At 64.5% G+C, this 20,729-nt stretch carries 10 protein-coding genes; 9 read left to right on the top strand and 1 reads right to left on the bottom strand.

The window, feature by feature from the left end:
* Positions 1–31: 31 nt before the first annotated feature.
* From hutI to NKH67_RS12385, 8 genes are all read left to right on the top strand, one after another.
* Positions 32–1,267 carry an imidazolonepropionase gene (gene hutI, locus NKH67_RS12420; protein ID WP_352501676.1) on the top strand — a complete coding sequence of 412 codons (1,236 nt, stop codon included), beginning with the start codon at positions 32–34 and terminating at the stop codon, positions 1,265–1,267.
* Positions 1,264–2,799 carry a histidine ammonia-lyase gene (gene hutH, locus NKH67_RS12415; protein ID WP_352501464.1) on the top strand — a complete coding sequence of 512 codons (1,536 nt, stop codon included), beginning with the start codon at positions 1,264–1,266 and terminating at the stop codon, positions 2,797–2,799. The genes hutI and hutH overlap by 4 nt, the downstream gene beginning before the upstream one ends.
* A 409-nt stretch (positions 2,800–3,208) precedes the next feature.
* A complete protein-coding gene (gene hutG / locus NKH67_RS12410; protein WP_352501465.1) occupies positions 3,209–4,027 on the top strand; it encodes an N-formylglutamate deformylase in 819 nt (272 codons plus the stop codon).
* Between the two features lie 32 nt (positions 4,028–4,059).
* A complete protein-coding gene (gene hutU / locus NKH67_RS12405) occupies positions 4,060–5,730 on the top strand; it encodes a urocanate hydratase (protein WP_352501466.1) in 1,671 nt (556 codons plus the stop codon).
* Between the two features lie 8 nt (positions 5,731–5,738).
* Positions 5,739–6,326 (top strand): HutD/Ves family protein, encoded by a 588-nt coding sequence (locus NKH67_RS12400; RefSeq protein WP_352501467.1) that lies wholly within the window; start codon positions 5,739–5,741, stop codon positions 6,324–6,326.
* Positions 6,327–6,593: 267 nt separating this feature from the next.
* Positions 6,594–15,164: a glycoside hydrolase family 94 protein gene (locus NKH67_RS12395; RefSeq protein WP_353030969.1), complete on the top strand. Its 8,571-nt coding sequence runs from the start codon at positions 6,594–6,596 to the stop codon at positions 15,162–15,164.
* A 363-nt stretch (positions 15,165–15,527) separates the two neighbouring features.
* On the top strand, positions 15,528–17,297 hold the full coding sequence (locus NKH67_RS12390; RefSeq protein ID WP_352501469.1) for a glucan ABC transporter ATP-binding protein/ permease: 1,770 nt from the start codon (positions 15,528–15,530) through the stop codon (positions 17,295–17,297).
* 238 nt (positions 17,298–17,535) lie between these two features.
* Positions 17,536–18,288 (top strand): heme ABC transporter permease, encoded by a 753-nt coding sequence (locus NKH67_RS12385; RefSeq protein WP_352501470.1) that lies wholly within the window; start codon positions 17,536–17,538, stop codon positions 18,286–18,288.
* Positions 18,289–18,476: 188 nt separating this feature from the next.
* Here the strand turns inward: NKH67_RS12385 and NKH67_RS12380 are convergent, their stop codons facing one another.
* Positions 18,477–19,535, bottom strand: coding sequence for a D-TA family PLP-dependent enzyme (locus NKH67_RS12380; RefSeq protein WP_352501471.1), 1,059 nt, complete (start codon positions 19,533–19,535; stop codon positions 18,477–18,479).
* A gap of 244 nt (positions 19,536–19,779) precedes the next feature.
* On the opposite strand from NKH67_RS12380, the gene NKH67_RS12375 reads away from it, so the two are divergent.
* On the top strand, positions 19,780–20,466 hold the full coding sequence (locus NKH67_RS12375; RefSeq protein ID WP_023674428.1) for a D-lyxose/D-mannose family sugar isomerase: 687 nt from the start codon (positions 19,780–19,782) through the stop codon (positions 20,464–20,466).
* Positions 20,467–20,729: the final 263 nt, after the last annotated feature.

Raw genomic sequence — 20,729 nt, 5'->3', positions numbered from 1 at the left:
ATAATCGTCACCTATTGAAACGGAAAAGATGATGGCTGCAGAGAGCAAAAGCCGGGCAGGAGAGCTTCGCCTCTGGCGCAATGCGCGCCTCGCGACCATGGCCGAAAGCAGCCCCGGGTCAGGCGTTGTCGAGCACGGTGCAATCGCCGTGCGCAATGGCCGGATCGTCTATGCCGGGCCGGAAGCCGACATGCCGGCAGCACTTAGCAAAGGCGCCGAGGCGACCGACTGCGAAGGCCGCTGGATCACGCCCGGCCTGATCGACTGCCATACCCATCTAGTCCATGCCGGCAACCGGGCCAATGAATTCGAGATGCGGCTGGCCGGCGCCAGCTATGAGGAGGTTGCCAAGGCCGGCGGCGGCATCGTTTCCTCGGTTAAGGCACTGCGCGCCGCCGGCGAGGACGAGCTGGTCGCCCAGTCGCTGCCGCGCCTCGATGCGCTGATCGCGGAAGGCGTCACCACCGTCGAGATCAAATCCGGCTACGGTCTCGACCTCGAAAACGAGCAGAAGTCACTGCGCGCCGCACGACGGCTGGGCGGTGAGCGGCCGGTGACGGTCAGGACCACTTTCCTCGGCGCTCATGCACTGCCGCCCGAAGCAAAAGGCGACAAGGACGCCTTTATCGATCTTGTCGCCAACGAGATTTTGCCGGCCGTCGCTGCCGAGGGCCTGGCCGATGCCGTCGACGGTTTTTGCGAAGGCATTGCCTTTTGGCCGGAGCAGATCGCCCGCGTGTTCGATGCCGCGAAGGCGGCGGGCCTGCCGGTCAAGCTCCATGCGGACCAGCTGTCCAATCTGCATGGCGCCGAACTTGCGGCGCGCTATGGTGCGCTATCGGCCGACCACCTCGAATACACCGACGAGGCGGGTGCGGCGGCGATGGCGAAGGCCGGAACCGTGGCGACCATCCTGCCCGGCGCCTACTACTTCATCCGCGAGACCAAGAAGCCGCCGATCGCCTTGTTTCGCCAGCATGGCGTCAGGATGGCCGTTGCCACCGACAACAATCCCGGCACGTCGCCGCTGACCTCGCTGCTGCTGACCATGAACATGGCCGCGACATTGTTTGGCCTGACCGTCGATGAATGCCTTGCCGGCGTTACCCGCGAGGCTGCCCGCGCGCTCGGGCTGCTTGGACAGACCGGCACGCTGGAGGCCGGAAAATCGGCCGATCTGGCGATCTGGAACGTCGAGCGCCCGGCCGAACTCGTCTACCGCATGGGCTTCAACCCGCTGCATGCCCGCATCTGGAGGGGACAATGACCGAACTCAAGCTAAGGCCGGGCAATGCCACGCTGGCCGATTGGCGCGCCATCTATCGCGGCGCCGCACTGAGGCTCGACGATGCCTGCCGGCCGAAGATCAAGGCCAGCGCCGAGGCCGTCGCCAGGATCGTTGCCAAGGGCGAGCCGGTCTATGGCATCAATACCGGCTTCGGCAAGCTGGCCAGCGTCCGCATCCCCGCCGCCGACCTGGAAACGTTGCAGCGAAACATCGTGCTGTCCCATGCCGCCGGCGTCGGCGAGCCGATGCCCGTCGCAATCTGCCGGCTGATGATGGCGCTGAAGCTGGCCAGCCTGGCACAGGGCGCCTCCGGCGTGCGGCCGCGGACGATCGAACTGCTCGAGGCGATGCTGGCCAACGACGTTATCCCCGTGGTGCCGGCGCAAGGCTCGGTCGGCGCTTCCGGCGACCTTGCGCCGCTGTCGCACATGACCGCCGTGATGATCGGCGTCGGCGAGTGCTTTACCCCGCATGGCCGCTTTCCCGCCAAGGTCGCCTTCGTTTCGCACGGCCTGGAGCCGGTGACACTGGGTGCCAAGGAAGGCCTGGCGCTGCTCAACGGCACCCAGTTTTCGACCGCCTATGCGCTTGCCGCTTTGTTCGAGGCGGAAGTGCTCTACCAGTCGGCACTGGTCGCCGGCGCGCTGTCGACCGATGCCGCCAAGGGCTCCGACGCTCCGTTCGATCCACGCATCCATCTGCTCAGGAAACATCGCGGCCAGATCGAGACGGCCGAGGCGTTGCGCAATTTGATGGCCGGCAGCGCCATCCGTGAATCGCACCGCGTCGGCGACGAGCGTGTGCAGGATCCGTATTGCCTGCGCTGCCAGCCGCAGGTGATGGGCGCAGCGCTCGACGTGCTCCGCAAGGCCGCCGAGACGCTCGGCACCGAGGCCAACGGCGTCACCGACAATCCGCTGATCTTTGCCGAGGACGACTCCGCACTTTCGGGCGGCAATTTCCATGCCGAGCCGGTCGCCTTCGCCGCCGACATGATCGCACTCGCCGTCTGCGAGATCGGCTCGCTGTCGGAGCGGCGCATCGCTATGCTGGTCGATCCGGCGCTGTCGGGCATGCCGGCCTTTCTCACGCCCAAGCCGGGTCTGAATTCCGGTTTCATGATCCCTCAGGTCACGGCGGCAGCACTGGTTTCTGAAAACAAGCAAAAGGCCTATCCGGCCAGCGTCGATTCGATCCCGACCTCGGCCAACCAGGAAGACCATGTCTCGATGGCGGCGCATGGCGCGCGCCGCCTCATCGGCATGGTCGAGAATGCGACGGCCGTAATCGGCATCGAATTGCTGGCCGCCGCGCAAGGCTGCGATTTCCACGCACCGCTGGCCTCGAGCGCGGCACTGGAGGCGGTGCGCCGGCTGGTCAGGGCAGAGGTGCCGCATCTCGACAACGACCGGCACTTCCACCCCGACATGGAGAAGGCCATCGCCATGATACGCAGCGGCGCGGCGGTCGAAGCGGCAAGCGCGGTAAAGCTGCCGGGGGTGACGTCGTGAGACGGTTCACCGTCACAGGCCGCGTTCTGTCGCGCCCCCCTCTGTCCTGCCGGACATCTCCCCCTCCAGGGGGGAGATTGGCTGTCGTCTCGGCTTTCGCCAATCTCCAGCGTTGCAGGACTGAGCGAGGCGCCGAAGCTGCCAATCTCCCCACTAGAGGGGGAGATGTCCGGCAGGACAGAGGGGGGCGCTGTCCCGCCAACCTCAGCCCGGCAACACCGAGACTTTCAAATCCAGAAACAAAAAACCCGCCTCAAAGGCGGGTCGTCGGGCCGAATCAGCACCATACCGAATTTAGTAGCATAGCTGCCGGCACAAAGCAAGAACAAAATGCGTTGCGAGCGATAAAAACCGAAGTCGGTGTTCAAGGACGATTGCAAAGTCGCGTTCCTTCGCGCGGAGACTTCCGATGACCTCACCCTCCTGGCTCACCGTCACCCAAGGCACAGCACCCCTGCTGGTTTCGATCCCGCATACCGGCATCGATCTCGCCGGCCTCGACAGCCGGCTGGTCTCGCCCTGGCTCGGCCGCCGTGACGCCGACTGGTGGATCGACAAGCTTTATGACTTCGCCGAGAGCCTCGGCGCGACGGTCGTGCATACGGCGATTTCGCGCACCGTTATCGACGTCAACCGTGATCCGTCCGGCGTTTCGCTCTATCCCGGCCAGACGACGACCGGGCTCTGCCCGACAGAGACCTTTGACGGCGATCAGCTCTACCGCAAGGGTGAAGAGCCGGGGCCGTCTGAGATCGACGAACGCCGCGAGAAGTTCTTCGTACCCTATCATGCGGCTCTGCAGGCCGAGATCGACAGGCTGCGCGCTTTGCACGGAAAAATCGTCGTCTATGACTGCCATTCGATCCGCTCGGTGCTGCCGCGCCTTTTCGAAGGCAAATTGCCGGTCTTCAATCTCGGCACCAATGACGGCAAGAGCGCCGATCCGACGCTGCAAGCGACAGTTGGCCAGATCCTCGCCGAAACCGGCAAGAGCTACGTCGTCAACGGCCGCTTCAAGGGCGGCTGGATCACGCGCCATTTCGGCCAGCCGCAAGCCGGCGTCCACGCGCTGCAGATGGAACTCTCCAACCGCGGCTATATGCGCGAGCCCGAAGGCAAGGGCGAACCGGCTAACTGGCCGGTGCCTTACGAGGCCGAATTCGCGGCGCCGATCCGCGTCACGCTGAAGAAGATCCTGGAAACCGCGATCGCCTGGGCCGAACGCTGACGCGCGGTGCACCTCACTCGAAAGGGACAATCATGACCGATCCTCGCCACAACATCCGTGAAGTGCGCAGCCCGCGCGGCAGCGAGCTCAACGCCCGCACCTGGCTGACGGAAGCGCCGTTGCGCATGCTGATGAACAATCTCGACCCAGACGTCGCCGAAAACCCCAACGAGTTGGTCGTCTATGGCGGCATCGGCCGGGCGGCGCGCACCTGGAACGATTTCGACCGCATCGTTGCCTCGCTGAAGACGCTTGGCGACGACGAGACGTTGTTGGTGCAATCGGGCAAGCCGGTCGGCGTGTTCCGCACTCATCCTGACGCCCCGCGCGTGCTGATCGCCAACTCGAATCTCGTGCCGCACTGGGCGACATGGGAGAAATTCAACGAGCTCGATAAAAAGGGCCTGATGATGTACGGCCAGATGACGGCCGGCTCGTGGATTTACATCGGCACGCAAGGCATCGTGCAGGGCACCTACGAGACCTTCGTCGAAGCCGGCCGCCAGCACTATGGCGGCAATCTCAGGGGCAAATGGATCCTGACCGGCGGCCTCGGCGGCATGGGCGGTGCCCAGCCGCTCGCCGCGGTCATGGCCGGCGCCTGCTGCCTGGCCGTCGAATGCGATCCCGACCGCATCGATTTCCGGTTGCGCACCCGCTATGTCGATGAGCGCGCCGACACCCTTGACGAGGCGCTCGAAAAGATCGAGCGCTGGACCAAAGCCGGTGAAGCGAAATCGGTTGGCCTGGTCGGCAACACCGCCGACATCCTGCCGGAACTGGTGCGGCGCGGCGTGCGCCCCGACATCGTCACCGATCAGACCTCGGCGCATGACCCGCTCAATGGCTATCTGCCCAAGGGCTGGTCGCTGGCCGATTGGTGCGAGAAACGCACCTCCGACCCGAAGGCCGTCGAAAAAGCTGCCCGCGCGTCGATGCGCGAGCATGTCGAGGCGATGGTGGCGTTCTGGAACGCCGGCGTGCCGACGCTCGACTACGGCAACAACATCCGCCAGGTGGCGAAGGAGGAGGGGTTCGAGAATGCTTTTGCCTTCCCGGGTTTCGTGCCGGCTTACATCCGTCCGCTGTTTTGCCGCGGCATCGGCCCGTTCCGCTGGGCAGCGCTTTCCGGCGATCCCGAGGATATCTACAAGACCGACGCCAAGGTGCGCGAGGTGACCCCCGGCAACACCCATCTGCACAACTGGCTCGACATGGCGCGTGAGCGCATCGCCTTCCAGGGCCTGCCGGCGCGCATCTGCTGGGTTGGGCTTGGCGATCGCCACCGGCTCGGCCTCGCCTTCAACGAGATGGTCGCCAGGGGCGAACTGAAAGCGCCGGTGGTCATCGGCCGCGATCACCTCGATTCCGGCTCGGTCGCCTCGCCGAACCGCGAGACGGAGGCGATGAAGGACGGCTCCGATGCCGTCTCCGACTGGCCGTTGCTCAATGCCTTGCTCAACACCGCGTCCGGCGCCACCTGGGTGTCGCTGCACCATGGCGGCGGCGTCGGCATGGGCTTTTCGCAGCATGCCGGCATGGTCATCGTCGCCGACGGCACGCCCGAGGCGGCCAAGCGCCTGGAGCGGGTTCTGTGGAACGATCCGGCGACCGGCGTCATGCGTCACGCCGATGCTGGCTATGACATCGCGATCGAGTGCGCCCGGGAGAACCAGCTCAACCTGCCCGGCATTTTGGGCTGAGCCGCGCCTTGCGCATCCTTCGGGCAGCCGAATACCGGTCGATGCCGTGGAAGAACGGCGGCGGGGTGACGACGGAGATTGCCGTCTCGCCGCCAGGTGCCGGGCTCGACGATTTCGACTGGCGCGTCTCGATGGCGCGCGTCGAGAGCAGCGGGCCGTTCTCCGGCTTCGCCGGCGTCGATCGGACCTTGGCCCTGCTGGAAGGCGAGGGCATGGTCCTCGACATCGCCGGCCGGCTACCGGTCGAAATCACCAAGGCTTCCGCACCGCTTGCCTTTCCGGCCGACGTGCCGACGCAAGCCACGCTGATCGCCGGTCCGATCACCGACCTCAACGTCATGACCCGCCGCGCCCGGGCGATCCACACGGTCGAGCGCCTGCTGATTTCGGCTCCGACGGAGATCCAGGCCGAAGCCGATGAAACACTCATCCTGTGCGTCGACGGCGAACTCAGCGTGGTCGGCGCGGCGCCCATGCAACTTGGCCCGCTCGACGCGCTGTTGCCCGGGGCGCAAGTGCCGGAACTGCGCCTCGATCCGGTCCGGCCGGCCATGCTGTTCGTGATCCGCATCGACCGCATTGCCGGCAACGATTAACGTCTGTTTCCAAACATGATCGTGACGCCGGCCAAATATCGCGTAAGCTGGTCGCTGCATCACGAAAAAGCCTGAATCTTCCGCCGATCAGAAGCCGAAACGATGCTCATAGTGCTCGCCTGGAAGTTGTCGAAAGACGGCATCTTGTCGTGGTGCGGAAACAAACTTTCGGCCAAGTGTTGCGATGCAACCAATTGCATTTGGACCGGTTTTAGGGACATTGCCGTGGCGGTGACGCCGCACTGCGTCCCCAACACGGAACCTTAGATGAATATCCAGACCAATCTCGCACAGATCGAAAAGACGAGCGCCAGCTTCCCGGCTGTCACCGACGAGCCGATACGCTCCAATTTCCTGCCGGAGGATCGCCTGCGCGCTTTGGGCGCAGCCCTTGCCAATGGCGATGCCAAGGATTTGTTCGGTCTGACGCCTTTCGATTTTCAGGCGCGCATCCGCGACAGCGCCAGGAAAATTCTCGACGTCTACCGTTCCACGAACGCTGCCCAGGCGAGGGGCGAAACGATCACGCCCGCGGCGCAGTGGCTGCTCGATAACAACTACCTGGTCGAGGAGACCATTTTTCAGGTCAAGCGCGACCTGCCGCGCCGCTTCTATCGTCAGTTGCCGACGCTGAAACTGTCGGATGGATCCAGCGTGCCGCGCGCCCTGGCGGTCGCGTGGACCTATGTCGCGCATTCCGACAGTTCCGTCTCGTCGGCCATGTTCAAGGCGATCGTCGAAGGCTTCCAGTCCGTCGAGCCGCTGAAGATCGGCGAATTATGGGCGCTGCCGTCGCTGCTGCGCTTCGTCCTGATCGAGAACCTTCGCCGGATCGCGGTCCGCGTCAATCGCACGCGGGAACTGCGCCAGATCGCCAACGAGGTCGCCGACCGTGTGCTGGCGACGGACGACAGCGCCGACCGGCAGGCGATACTTTCCCACTACAGCGCCCATGCGCAGGACACCACCTTCGCCACCCAGTTGCTCTACCGGCTGCGTGACGGCTCGCAAAATGCCGGCAGGGCGCTGGAATGGCTGGAGGGCGAGCTGGAACGGACCGGCTCCGACGCCGAGGAGATCATCCTCAGCGAGCACCACACGCTGTCCAGCGGCAACGTGACCACCGGCAACATCATCCGCGGCCTGCGCCTGATCAACGACATCGACTGGACGGTGTGGTTCGAGGGCGTCAGTCGCATCGACACCTTGCTGCGCGAACGCACCGATTTCGCCGCGCTCGATTTCTTTTCCCGCGACCAGTACCGGACTGCGATCGAGGAGCTGGCGCGCCGTTCCGATCTCTCCGAATTTCGCGTTGCCGAAAGGGCGATCGAGCTCGCCGGCCATGCTGCCGCTGCACCGGGCTCCGAAACCGGTCCGATCGCTCACACCGACGTCGGCTTCTTTCTGGTCGGCCCGCGCCGGCAGGAGCTCGAGCGGTCGATCGGCTACCGGCCGACCATCGGCAAGACGCTCAACCGGACCTTCCGCAAGACCGGATGGCTGGGCATTGTCGTGCCGGTGTTTGCGCTGACGGTCCTGCTTCTGGTCGTTTCCGGCAATGCGCTTGCCAATCTCGGCCTGTCGGTGCCGTCGATCGTCCTGATGCTGGCCCTGTTCGCGGTGCCGGCCAGCGAAGGCGCGCTCGCGTTCTTCAACACCGTCGTCTCGCTGTTTTTGAAGCCGACGCGTCTCATCGGCTATGATTTCAGGCACGGTGTGCCGCCCGAGGCGCGCACGCTGGTGGTGGTGCCGTCGCTGATCGGCTCGCGCGACGATGTCGAGGAGAACATCCGCAACATCGAGGTGCATCACCTCGCCAACACGGCGGGCGAAGTCTATTTCGCGCTGCTTTCCGACTGGCCGGACTCCAAGACCGAGATCGATACGGCGGATGTCGAAATCCTCGAATTCGCCCGCGCCGAAATCGCCAGGCTGAACGCCCGCTATCCCTCGGAAGGGGCGCCGCGCTTTTATCTGCTGCATCGGCGCCGGCTCTACAACGCGTCGCAAGGCGTCTGGATGGGCTGGGAGCGCAAGCGCGGCAAGCTGCACGAATTGAACCTTCTGCTGCGCGGCGACAGCGACACCACCTTCCTGCCGTTGGAAGTGCCATTGCCGGAGAGCGTCGTCCACGTGATGACGCTGGACGCCGACACCCGCACCACCCGCGACGCCGTCGCTGCGCTGGCCGGCAAGCTTTGCCACCCGCTCAACCGTCCGCATTTCGATGTCGCACGGCGCGAGGTTACGGCAGGTTATTCCATCCTGCAGCCGCGCATCACCGCGTCGCTGACCAGTGGCGACGAGGCGTCGTTCTTTCAGCGTGTCTTTTCCGCCAATCGCGGGCTCGACCCGTACGTCTTTGCCGTGTCGGACCTCTACCAGGACATCTTCGGCGACGGTTCCTTCACCGGCAAGGGTCTTTACCATGTCGACGCCTTCGAGGCGGCGCTGAAGGGTCGCATCGAGGAAAACACCATCCTCAGCCATGATCTGCTCGAAGGCGCCCTGGCGCGCTCGGCCTTGGTCACCGACGTCGAACTGGTCGAGGACTATCCGACCCGCTACTCGGTCGACGCGTCGCGCCACCATCGCTGGGCACGCGGCGACTGGCAGCTTCTGGGCTTCATCCTTGGCCCACGCTCAAACGTGCCGGCGCTGTCGCGCTGGAAGATGGTGGACAATCTGCGCCGCTCGGTGACGCCGATCTTCTGGGTGATGGCCGCGATCGCCGGCTGGACGCTGCTGCCCTTCACGCAGGCCGCGCAATGGCAGGCGCTGCTGATCCTTACGCTGTTCATGGCGCCCACTTTCGACATCGTCAACGCCATCCTGCCGAAGAGCGGCGATCAGACGCCGCGCGGCCATTTCTCGGCACTGGCACGCGACGTTGCCTTCGGCACCGCCCTGGTGGCGCTGAAGATCGTGCTGATGGCGCATCTTGCCTGGATGATGGGCGACGCGATCATCCGCACGCTCTACCGCCTGTTCGTCAGCCGCCAGAACCTGCTCGAATGGCGCACCGCCTCGCAGGCACACAAGGGCGGCGACAACGATCTCGGCTCCTATTACAGCATCATGTACGGCGCGGTGATCATCGGCGTCGTCGGCCTCGCCGTGCCGGTGCTGGCCGATTCCACCGGCGCCTTCGTCGCCTTCTTCTTTGCCTTGTTCTGGATCGGCTCGCCCGCCATCGCCTGCTGGATCAGCCGTTCGGCCGAAACCGAGGACCGCCTGCGCATATCGGCCGCCGACATCCACGCGCTGCGCACCGTGGCGCGGCGCACATGGCACTATTTCGAGACCTTCGTGACGGCCGAGCATCACCATCTGCCGCCGGACAATTTCCAGGAAAGCCCGGCCCCCGTTGTGGCGCCCCGCACCTCGCCGACCAATATCGGCGTCTACCTGCTGTCGGTGATTTCGGCACGCGATTTCGGCTGGATCAGCCTCTCCGACGCCGTCAACCGCATCGACGCGACCATGTCGACCATCGAGAGCATGCCGCGCGACCGCGGCCATCTCTTCAACTGGTATGACACGACGACCCTGAAGCCGCTCTACCCGCTGTACATTTCGGCGGTCGACAGCGGCAATCTCGCCGGCCATCTGGTGGCCGTGGCCGCTGCCTGCGCCGAATGGGCCGAAGCGCCGTCGGTGCATGTGCAGGGCGACTTCGAAGGCATCCTCGACACCGTCACCATCCTCGACGAAAGCCTTGAGGAACTGCCCGACGACCGGCGTCAATTGCGGCCCTTGCGCCAGCGGCTCGCCGACCGGCTCGACGGCATGCGGCGGGCGGTCGAATTGATCAAGGCGCAGCCGGAGATGGCGTCGATCCGTACCATCAACCTGGCCGTCCTGGCCGGCGAGATACGCAAGCTCGCGACAGCCATCCACACCGAGGCCGCGTCGACCCAGAGCGACACCATCGCCGATTGGGCGGCCAGGCTCGAAGCCACCTGCGAGGCGCATGTGCACGACGCGCACAGCGACGAAAACGCGGTCGCGGCATTGCGGGCCAAGCTTCTGACCTTGCGCGAGCGCACGCGCCGCTTCGCCTTCGAGATGGATTTCTCGTTCCTGATGCGGCCCGAGCGCAAGCTCCTGTCGATCGGTTACCGGGTCGAGGAGCATCAGCTCGACGAAAGCTGCTACGACCTTTTGGCGTCCGAGGCGCGGCTGACCAGCCTGTTCGCCATCGCCAAGGGCGATTTGCCGACCGAGCACTGGTTCCGGCTCGGCCGCCCGATCGTCGAGATCGGCTTCCAGGGCGCACTGATGTCCTGGTCCGGCTCGATGTTCGAATATCTGATGCCGCCACTGGTGATGAAGGAGCCGCAAGGCAGCATTCTCAACCAGACCAGCAAGCTCATCATCAAGCGCCAGATCCAGTATGGCCGTTCGAAGAACGTTCCCTGGGGGATTTCGGAAGCGGCCTACAACGCCCGCGACCGTGAACTGACCTACCAGTACACCAATTTCGGCGTGCCCGGGCTCGGCCTGAAGCGCGGCCTTGGCCAAAACACGGTGATCGCGCCTTACGCGACCGTGCTGGCAGCGCAGTTCACGCCGCATGAATCCGTCCAGAACCTGGCCAGGCTGAGGCGGCTGGGCGCACTGGGCCGGCACGGTTTTTATGACGCCGTGGATTTCACGCCGCAACGCGTCCCCGAGGGCACCGACCACGCCGTCGTGCTCAACTACATGGCCCACCACTCCGGCATGTCGATTGCCGCAGTTGCCGATGCGATCTTCGAAGGGCGCCTGCGCGACCGCTTCCACAGCGATCCGGTGATCGAGTCGGCCGAATTGCTGCTGCAGGAACGGGCGCCGCGCGACATCCCGACTGCGACCGTCAGGACCGAGGCCGACGAGCGCTCGAAGGACGAGACCGAGCTGGAAAGCCCGGATACCCGCATCGTGCTCGATCCGCTCAAGGCGCTGCGCTCGACCAGTGTCATGTCCAATGGCCGCTATTCGGTCATGGTGACCGCCACCGGCTCCGGCTACAGCCGCTGGGGCGAACTTGCCGTCACGCGCTGGCAGCCGGATCCGACCGAGGACCGCCTTGGTTCCTATATTTTCCTGCGCGACGCCAGCAACGGCGACTGGTGGTCGGCCACCGCCGAGCCGAAGCGCGCCGCCGGCGAGCGTGCGCAGACGCTGTTCTCCGACGACAAGGCGAGCTTCGTCAAATCGATTGGATCGCTGCGTTCGGAAGTCGAGTGCATCGTCATCTCGGAAGGCAATGGTGAGGGCCGACGGGTGACACTCCACAATGATGGCCCCGCCGACCGGCATATCGAAGTAACCTCGTTTGCCGAACTGGTGCTGGGCTCCGAGCCCTCGGATAATGCCCATCCGGCTTTTTCGAAGATGTTCGTGGAAACCGAGATCGCGCCGAACAACGGCGCGATCTTCGCCACCAGGCGCAAGCGCGAAAAGGACGAACCCGACGTCACCATGGTGCATTTCGTCACCGACCCGTCTGGATCGGCGCGAGACGCCGAGGCGGAAACCGACAGGCGCGCCTTCATCGGCCGCGGCCGCACCATCACCGAAGCGGCGGCCTTTGATCCAGGCGCCAAGCTTGGCGGCCATTCCGGCTTCACCCTGGACCCGATCGCATCGCTTCGCCGGCAGGTGCGCGTGCCGGCCAACAAGAAGATTTCGCTGACGTTCTGGACCGTCGTCGGTACCCATCGCGCCGAATTGGATGCCGCCATCGCACGGCTCGACCATCCCGAAAGCTTCGCCCGCCAGGCGATGCTCGCCTGGACGCGCTCGCAAGTGCAGACCCGGCACCTTGGCCTCAGCCTGTCCGACGCCGCCAATGTGCAGAAGCTGGCGCGCTATCTGATCTATCCCGATCCGTTCCTGCGCCTTCCGGGCGAATCCATCGTCTCCGGGCTCGGCAGGCAGTCCAGCCTGTGGCCGACCAGCATATCCGGCGATTTTCCGATTTTCCTGGTCAGGATCGCCGATGTCGCCGATCTGGAGATCGTCGCCCAGGCGCTTCGCTTCCAGGAATACATGCGCGCCCGCGGCATGATGATCGACTTTGTCGTCGTCAACGAGCAGGCGTCATCCTACGTGCAGGACCTGCAGCGCGCGGTGGAGACGCTGTGCGAAAACAGCCGGTTGCGCGGCAAGGAACTCGGACCCCGCCAGCACATCTTCGCGGTGCGCCGCGATCTGATGGAGGAAACGACCTACCGGACCTTGCTCGCCGTCGCTCGGGTGGTGCTGCATACGCGCAACGGCACCATCTTCGACCAGATCGAGCGCGCCGAGGCCGCGGCATTGCAGGCGCGGGACGCCGCCCTCCAGCCGGCAGACCTTGCAGCGCTTCGCGAGCCGTCCTTGCCGGTGCCGACGTCGCAAGCATCGGCCGCTCAGGCACTGATCGAGGGCCGCGTCGACGGCAGCGGGCTCGACCAATGGAACGGTTTCGGCGGCTTCGACGGCGACGGACGCCACTACGTCGTGCGTCTTGCCGGCCGGCGCACGACGCCGCAGCCGTGGATCAACGTCATCTCCAACCCATCGTTCGGGTTCCATATTTCGGCTGAAGGCGCTGCCTTCACCTGGAGCCGCAACAGCCGCGACTATCAGTTGACGCCATGGTCGAACGATCCGGTCACTAACCGGCCGGGCGAGGGCATCTACATCTACGATCACGCCAGTGGCAGGGCGTTCTCGCCAATGGCTGCCGTGGTGCGTGATCCGACAATGACCTACGAAACCTGGCACGGGCAGGGTTTTTCGACGCTCCGCTCAAAACGCGGGCCGCTGTCGATGGACCTGACCCATGTCGTCGATCCCGTCGATCCGGTGAAGATATCGCGGCTGCGCATCCAGAATTCGGGTTCGGTGCCGATGCGGCTGCGCGTCTACGTCTATGCGGAATGGGTTCTTGGCGGCCATCGCTCGCGCACCGCTGCAAGCATCGTTCCGTCGAGGGATGCCGCAACCGGCGCATTGCTGGCGCAAAATCCCTATGGGCTCGATTTCGGCGAGCGGATCGCCTTTCTGGCCGCCGACGGTGCTGTGCATTCGGTCACCGCCGATCGCGGCGAGTTCATCGGCAGGCAAGGCACGAGCGAGTTTCCGCATGCCGTGCTGAGCGGCGCCGGCCTGTCCGGCCGTGTCGAGGCCGGCGACGATCCCTGCGCGGCCATCGCACGCGACATCGACATCGCTGCCGGCGGCGACGTCACGCTGCTCTGGCTGCTCGGCGACGCGGCCTCGCCCGAGGCGGCCAGCGCGCTGGTGCAGACCCATCGCTCAAGGGATTTCGATCAGCGGCTGGCCGACAACGAGCGCACATGGCGCGGCTTTCTCGACACCATCCAGGTCGAGACGCCGGACAAGGCACTCGACGCTATGGTCAATCACTGGCTGCCCTATCAGAGCCTGGCCTGCCGCATCCGTGCCCGCTCTGCGTTCTATCAGGCGAGCGGTGCCTTCGGCTTCCGCGATCAGCTGCAGGATACCTTGGCCTTGCTGGCGCATGACCCCAAGCTGGCGCGTGATCAGATCCTCAATGCGGCGCGGCGGCAATTCCCCGAAGGCGACGTGCAGCATTGGTGGCTGCCGCGCACCGAGGCCGGCGTCCGCACCATGATCTCGGACGACGTGGTCTGGCTGGCCCACGCCACGGCCCGCTACCTGCTGGTGACCGGCGACACCGCGATCCTGAAGGAGCAACTGCCCTTCATCGAAGGGCAGGCGCTGGGCGAAGGCGAGCACGATGCTTTCTTCATCCCGGAAATCTCGAAGAAGACAGCCTCGCTCTACGACCATTGCGCGCGGGCGCTCGATCTTGCCGTCAAGCGCAGCAGCCCAGCCGGGCTGCCGCTGATCCTCGGCGGCGACTGGAACGACGGCATGAACCGCGTCGGCGAGCACGGCAAGGGCGAGAGCGTGTGGCTGGGCTGGTTCCTGCTGAAGACGCTGGGCGACTTTGCCGCTGTCGCCAAGGCGGAGCGCGATGCCAAGCGCGTGCAGGCCTGGACGAAGCACGCCGAGGTGCTGAAGCGGGCGCTGGAAAGCACCGCCTGGGATGGCGAGTGGTATCGGCGCGGCAGCTTCGACGACGGCACGCCGCTCGGCTCGCGCAAGTCGGACGAGTGCAAGATCGATTCGATCGCCCAGTCCTGGAGCGTGCTTTCGGGCGAGGGCGACCCTGCGCGGTCGACCACGGCAATGGCGCAGGCGATGAAAGCGCTCGTCGACGACGACCTCAACATCGTCAAACTGTTCACCCCGCCCTTCTCGAAGACGGAAAAGGACCCGGGCTACATCAAGAGCTATCCGCCGGGGGTCCGTGAAAACGGCGGCCAATACACGCACGCGGCGACATGGTTCGTCATTGCGCTGGCCGAGATGGGTCGCACCGACGATGCCTACCGCTGCCTTTCAATGCTCAATCCGGTCTACCATGCTCTCGATGAAGCCGCGGCGGAGCGCTACCGCGTGGAACCTTATGTCGTCGCGGCCGATGTTTATTCCGGGCAAGACAAGGGCGGCCGCGGCGGCTGGACCTGGTATACCGGGTCGGCGGGCTGGCTTTATCGCGCCGCGGTCGAGAACATTCTCGGCATAGAGCGCCGCGGACAGCGCCTCCAGTTCACGCCGAGACTTCCCAGCCATTGGGACGGCTATTCGGCAACTCTGAAGATGCTGGGCGCCGAGATCAAGGTACGCGTCGTCCGCGACAAAAAGGCCCGGGCCATCTCACTTGAAGTGAATGGCACGAAGACCAAATCTTCGTCCTTCGAGCCAAAAGCCGGAGATAGTGCCGAGGTGGTCGTCAGAATACCGGCCTAGATTCAAGGGCTTGGAGCGTCGCTTAGCGTTCCCAGGGCACGCACGGGCGCTCCAAGTGCCTCTACCGGTTATATTTGCGTTTGACCTTGCTGAATGCCTGCACACGACTTTAGACGTCGTGCCCAGGGTCTTGCTGATTAAAATTGTGGCAGTGCTTTCCGGCTGCCATGATTTTGCCGCAACGCTGACATTTCACCTTTTATCTCAAACTGTTAGACGATCACGGCAAATTTCGAAGCGTCGTCATCTTTTGTTCGCGGAATGGGAACGGAAGAGCTAGACGAGCATTGTTTTGCGACGCGTCAACCGATACGAGTCAAAAAATGACGCACTGCACCATAAATAATTGGCGGAGTAGCTGAAGTGTCACTTCTGCAAATCTACTGGCGAGCCCTTGGTTATCTCGCTGCCGACAGGAAACGCGTTGCGTTTATCTGCGGGGCGAATGTCGCGCTTGCCATTATCGCCATTCTCGAGCCGATCATGTTCGGCCGGGTGATCGATGCCATTTCGGACCGCGGCTCGGTATTCGCGACGCTCGCAATGTGGGCCGGTCTCGGCGCGTTCAACATCATCGCCTTCGTGCTGGTGGCGCGCGGCGCCGACCGCTTTGCCCACCAGCGGCGCAGCGAGGTTCTTTGCCAGTCGTTCGAGCGCGTGATCACCATGCCGCTTGCCTGGCATCATCAGCGCGGCACCTCCAATTCCCTGCACACGCTCCTGCGCGCGGTCGAGACCTTGTTCAGCCTCTGGCTGGAATTCATGCGGCAGCATCTGTCGACGGCGGTTGCGTTGGTCCTGCTGGTGCCCACCGCGCTCAGCATGGATATCCGCATGTCGATGGTGCTGCTGGCGCTTGGCGCGCTCTATGTCGGCATCGGACGGCTGGTGATGCGGCGCACCAAGGAAGGCCAGGCGGCCGTGGAGCGGCACTACCACAAGGTATTTGCGCATGTGACCGACTCGGTCAGCAACGTCGCCGTCCTGCAGAGCTACAACCGCATCGGCCATGAGACCGAGGCGCTGAAGTGCTACGTCAAGAACCTGCTCGACGCACAGAATCCGGTGCTCGACTGGTGGGCGATGGCCAACGCGCTGCACCGCCTGTCGTCGACGATTTCGATGATGGTGGTGCTCTTGATCGGCGCCTATCTGGTGACGCACGGCCAGTTGCGCATCGGCGACGTCATCGCCTTTACCGGCTTTGCCACGCTGCTGATTGCCCGGCTCGACCAGATGTCGGCCTTCGCCAACCAGATTTCCGAGGCGCGCGCCAAGCTCGAGGAATTCTATCATCTCGAGGACTCTGCATCCGACGCCGCCGAGCCCGATGGGCTGCGCGATCTCGTCAACGTCACGGGTCATGTGCGTTTCGAGAATGTCTGCTTCGAGTTCGGCAATTCCGGGCAGGGCGTCGACGACGCGTCGTTCGAGGTCCAGGCCGGCCAGACCGTCGCCATCGTCGGCCCGACGGGCGCCGGCAAGACGACGCTCATCAACCTTCTGCAGCGCGTCTTCACCCCGTCCGGCGGCCGTATCCTGATCGACGGCATCGACACCCGCACGGTGACCCGCAAGTCGCTGCGCCATTCGATCGCCACCGTCTTCCAGGATGCCGGCCTGCTCAACCGCTCGATCGAGGACAACATCCGCGTCGGCCGCGCGGAGGCGACCTATGACGAGGTCCATGCCGCGGCCAATGCCGCCGCCGCGCAGGATTTCATCCTGTCAAAGAGCGAGGGCTACGACACGGTCGTCGGCGAACGCGGCGGACAGCTGTCCGGTGGCGAGCGCCAGCGCATCGCGATCGCCCGCGCCGTGCTGAAGGACGCACCCATCCTGGTTCTCGACGAGGCGACCAGCGCGCTCGACGTCGAGACGGAAGACCGCGTCAAGGACGCCATCGACGAATTGCGGCGCGGCCGCACCACCTTCATCATCGCCCACCGCCTGACCACCGTTCGCGACGCCGATCTGGTCGTGTTCATGGACAAGGGCCGGGTGGTCGAGATGGGCGGGTTCACCGAACTGTCGCTGCGCAACGGTCGCTTCGCCAGCCTGCTGCGCGCCGGCGGCCTGCTCAACGACGAGGAGGTCCGCCGCCTCAGCCGTCCGGTGAACGAAGCCGCTTGAGCGCTTCCCTTCTCCCCTTGTGGGAGAAGGTGGATCGGCGCGCAGCGCCGAGCCGGATGAGGGGTGTTGGAAGAAACTCCACGCGCCAGAATTCCAGCGCCCCATTCTGTCCAGCACCCCTCATCCGACCGAGCTTCGCTCGGCCACCTTCTCCCACAAGGGGAGAAGGAAAGAGGAACTGCCCCCGACCTCGCCGCTGCGGTTGCCGCAACTCCGCCGGCGGTCTATGTAAGGCGGCATGAGCGACACGACTTCACGCCTCTCCGGCTGGATGGACCTTGCCAACCCGACGCGGTTCGTCGGGCTGGCCGACAAGGTCGTGCCGTGGCTGGCGAGCGTTGCCGCCATCGTCCTCGGTGTCGGCCTCTACATGAGCTTCACGGCGCCCGAGGACTTCCAGCAAGGCATCACCGTTCGCATCATGTATATCCACGTGCCTTTCGCCTGGCTCGCCATGATGTGCTACACGCTGATGGCGGTCTCGGCACTGGGCACGCTGGTCTGGCGCCATCCGTTGGCCGACGTGGCGCTGAAATCGGCCGCACCTATCGGCGCCGTCTTCACCGCCCTTGCACTGATCACCGGTTCGATCTGGGGCAAGCCGATGTGGGGCACCTGGTGGGTATGGGACGCGCGGTTGACCTCGGTCTTCATCCTGTTCCTGATGTATCTCGGCATCATCGCGCTGACCCGCGCGCTCGACGATGCCGGGCGCGCCGCGTGGGCCGCCGCCATCATCACCCTGGTCGGCTTCATCAACATTCCGATCATCAAATTTTCGGTCGACTGGTGGAACACGCTGCATCAGCCGGCGTCGGTGTTCCGGCTCGGCGGCCCGACCATCGACCCAAGCCTGTTGTGGCCATTGCTGGTGATGGCACTCGGCTTCACCGTGCTTTTCTTCGCGCTGCACCTAGCGGCGATGCGCACGGAAATCCTCCGCCGCCGAGTCATTTCGATGCGCCGCGTCGCAGCAAGGCAGGCTAACTGACCGCCGTCGAGTTCCTTCGCGCCCCCCTCTGTCCTGCCGGACATCTCCCCCTCAAGGGGAGATTGAAAGAGAGGCGAAGCTACCGATCTCCCCCCTTGAGGGGGAGATGGCCGGCAGGCCAGAGGGGGGTGCTGTCCCTCCAGCGTTTGAAGGATTTTGTACCTGAAGCGCACGCGCTCCAGCTGGACTCATCCCACCCGCCCGCGCGCCTTGACCGGGAGCGTTTCCAGTACCTTGTCCCCTTCGATCAGATGCACCTCGTCGAACAGGTTGGTGACGACGCAGCAATGGTCGGGCACGACGCGCACGCGCTCGCCGATGCGAAGCTCGGCGCCGCCTGACAGCGTGACGTTGCCGTGCTCTTCGCTGAGGCTTGTCACCCTTGCGCCTGAAATGCCCAGCAGCTCGCCGAAATCGGCGAGCCCCAGCGTATCGCTGGACAGGGCCTTGCTGCCGGCGTCGAGGATGGCGCGTGTCGGCGTTGGGTGGCTGACCACCGTCGACAGCACCGTCAGTGCGCAATCGTCGAGGCTGCCGACGCCTTTGGCGACCTGGTAGCGGTCGAGATAGATGTAGGTGCCGGGCCGGTATTCGGTAACGACGCTATGTTCGCCGGAACGCCACATATCGGGTGTGCCGCCGCTGGAGATGCGCTCGCAAGCAAGGCCGACTGCGGCAAGTGCTTGCCGCGCTTCGGCCAGCCACGCCTCGGTCTCGGCGGCGCGGCCAGCCCCCGGGTAGGTCATCAAGCCGCCGAAGACGAGCCCCCGGACCTTGTCGATTTCGCTCGCAAGCGCGACTGCCTCGCCGGCCGACTGCACACCGCAGCGGCCCATGCCGGTGTCGCATTCGACCAGCACCGGCAGGCGGTGGCCGGGATCGCTAAAGGTGGCGGCAAGCCCCATCAGCGTGTCCATGCTGTCCGTTGTCACCGACAGGGTTACGCGGCCGTGCAGCGCCTTGAGGCGCTCCAGCTTGGCCCGCCCGACGATATTGTAGGGCAGAAAGATGTCGGTCAGCCCGGCGTCGGCCATGACCTCGGCCTCGCCGATCTTCTGGCAGGTGATGCCGACGGCGCCCGCCGCGATCTGCTTCTTTGCCCAGTAGGGCAGCTTGTGGGTCTTGATGTGCGGCCTGAGCTTCAGCCCGTGCCGGTCGGCATGGGCCTGCGCCCGCGCTATGTTGGCTTCGGCGCGGCCGGCATCGATCAGGATCGCCGGCGTATCGAGGTCGTCTATGCTGCGCATGGTCTCACCATCGGAAAATTGGTTGACCTTATGGCCCTGATCGGACCGCATGTCATGGGGCCAGCGACAGCAGTTTGCATCGACACCGGATGCGCGTTCGGCTATGCGGTTTGAGCAATTCCAGGAAAAGTGTGAAACGGTTTTCCGTCCGGAATTGCGTCCAAAGAAAGATAGAGCGGTTCGGCGTTCCGTGAAACGATGAACCGTTCTAGCGCTCGCAAAGCGACGGGAAGGAACCACGATCATGAAACGCTCCGCCATCAACGACATCATCCGCGACGCCGACGCCTTCATCCGCTCGTTCGGCTACATCATGCCGCCCTTCGCCTACTGGTCGCCGGAAGAGATGAAGGCGCGCCGGCAGGATTCGTCGGCAATCTTCTCGTCGCGGCTTGGCTGGGACATCACCGACTACGGCCAGGAGAAATTCGACGAGCTCGGCCTGTTCCTGTTCACCGTTCGCAACGGCCGCTACGAGGACATGAAGAAGGGCATGGGCATGCTTTATGCCGAAAAAATCATGATCTCGCGCAAGGATCAGCTGTCGCCGATGCACCGCCACAACATCAAGGCCGAGGACATCATCAACCGTGGCGGCGGCAAACTGGTGCTGGAGCTGTTCATGCATGATCGCGATGGCGGCATCGATCCGAAGGCCGAAGTATCGGTGCCTGTCGACGGAACCATCCACAGACTACCTGCGGGTGGGCTCCTGAAGCTCGACCCAGGCCAGAGCGTCACCTTGCTGCCGGGCGTCTGGCACGCCTTCTGGGCCGAGGGCAAGGACGTGCTGATCGGCGAGGTTTCGACCGTCAACGACGATCTCACCGACAACGTCTTCCGCGAACCAATCGGCCGCTTCGCGGACATCGACGAGGACACAGCACCGCTGCACCTGCTGGTGTCCGATTATGAGAAGTGGGTGGGATAGGGGAGGGTGGCATTTGAACCGGGGCTCATGAGAGGGGCTCATCAGGTTCGTCGGCGCCGCCCCTCATTGCCCTGCCGGGCATTTCTCCCCGTATAGTGACGGGGAGAAAGACGCTATCGCAGATGGTTTCGCAAACTGGCAGCGTTGCGGAATAGTGGTCGACATTGCGTCTATCTCCCTTCTCCCCGTCACTATACGGGGAGAAGGTGCCGGCAGGCGGATGAGGGGCAGCACCGATGCTTCTCGCTAGCTGCACCTGTTCG

This window comes from Mesorhizobium sp. M0968 (assembly GCF_040319065.1).
In the GTDB taxonomy this organism is placed as follows: Bacteria; Pseudomonadota; Alphaproteobacteria; order Rhizobiales; family Rhizobiaceae; genus Mesorhizobium.
Note: the sequence above shows the minus strand (reverse complement) of the source record. Positions and strands in the feature narration are given on the sequence as shown.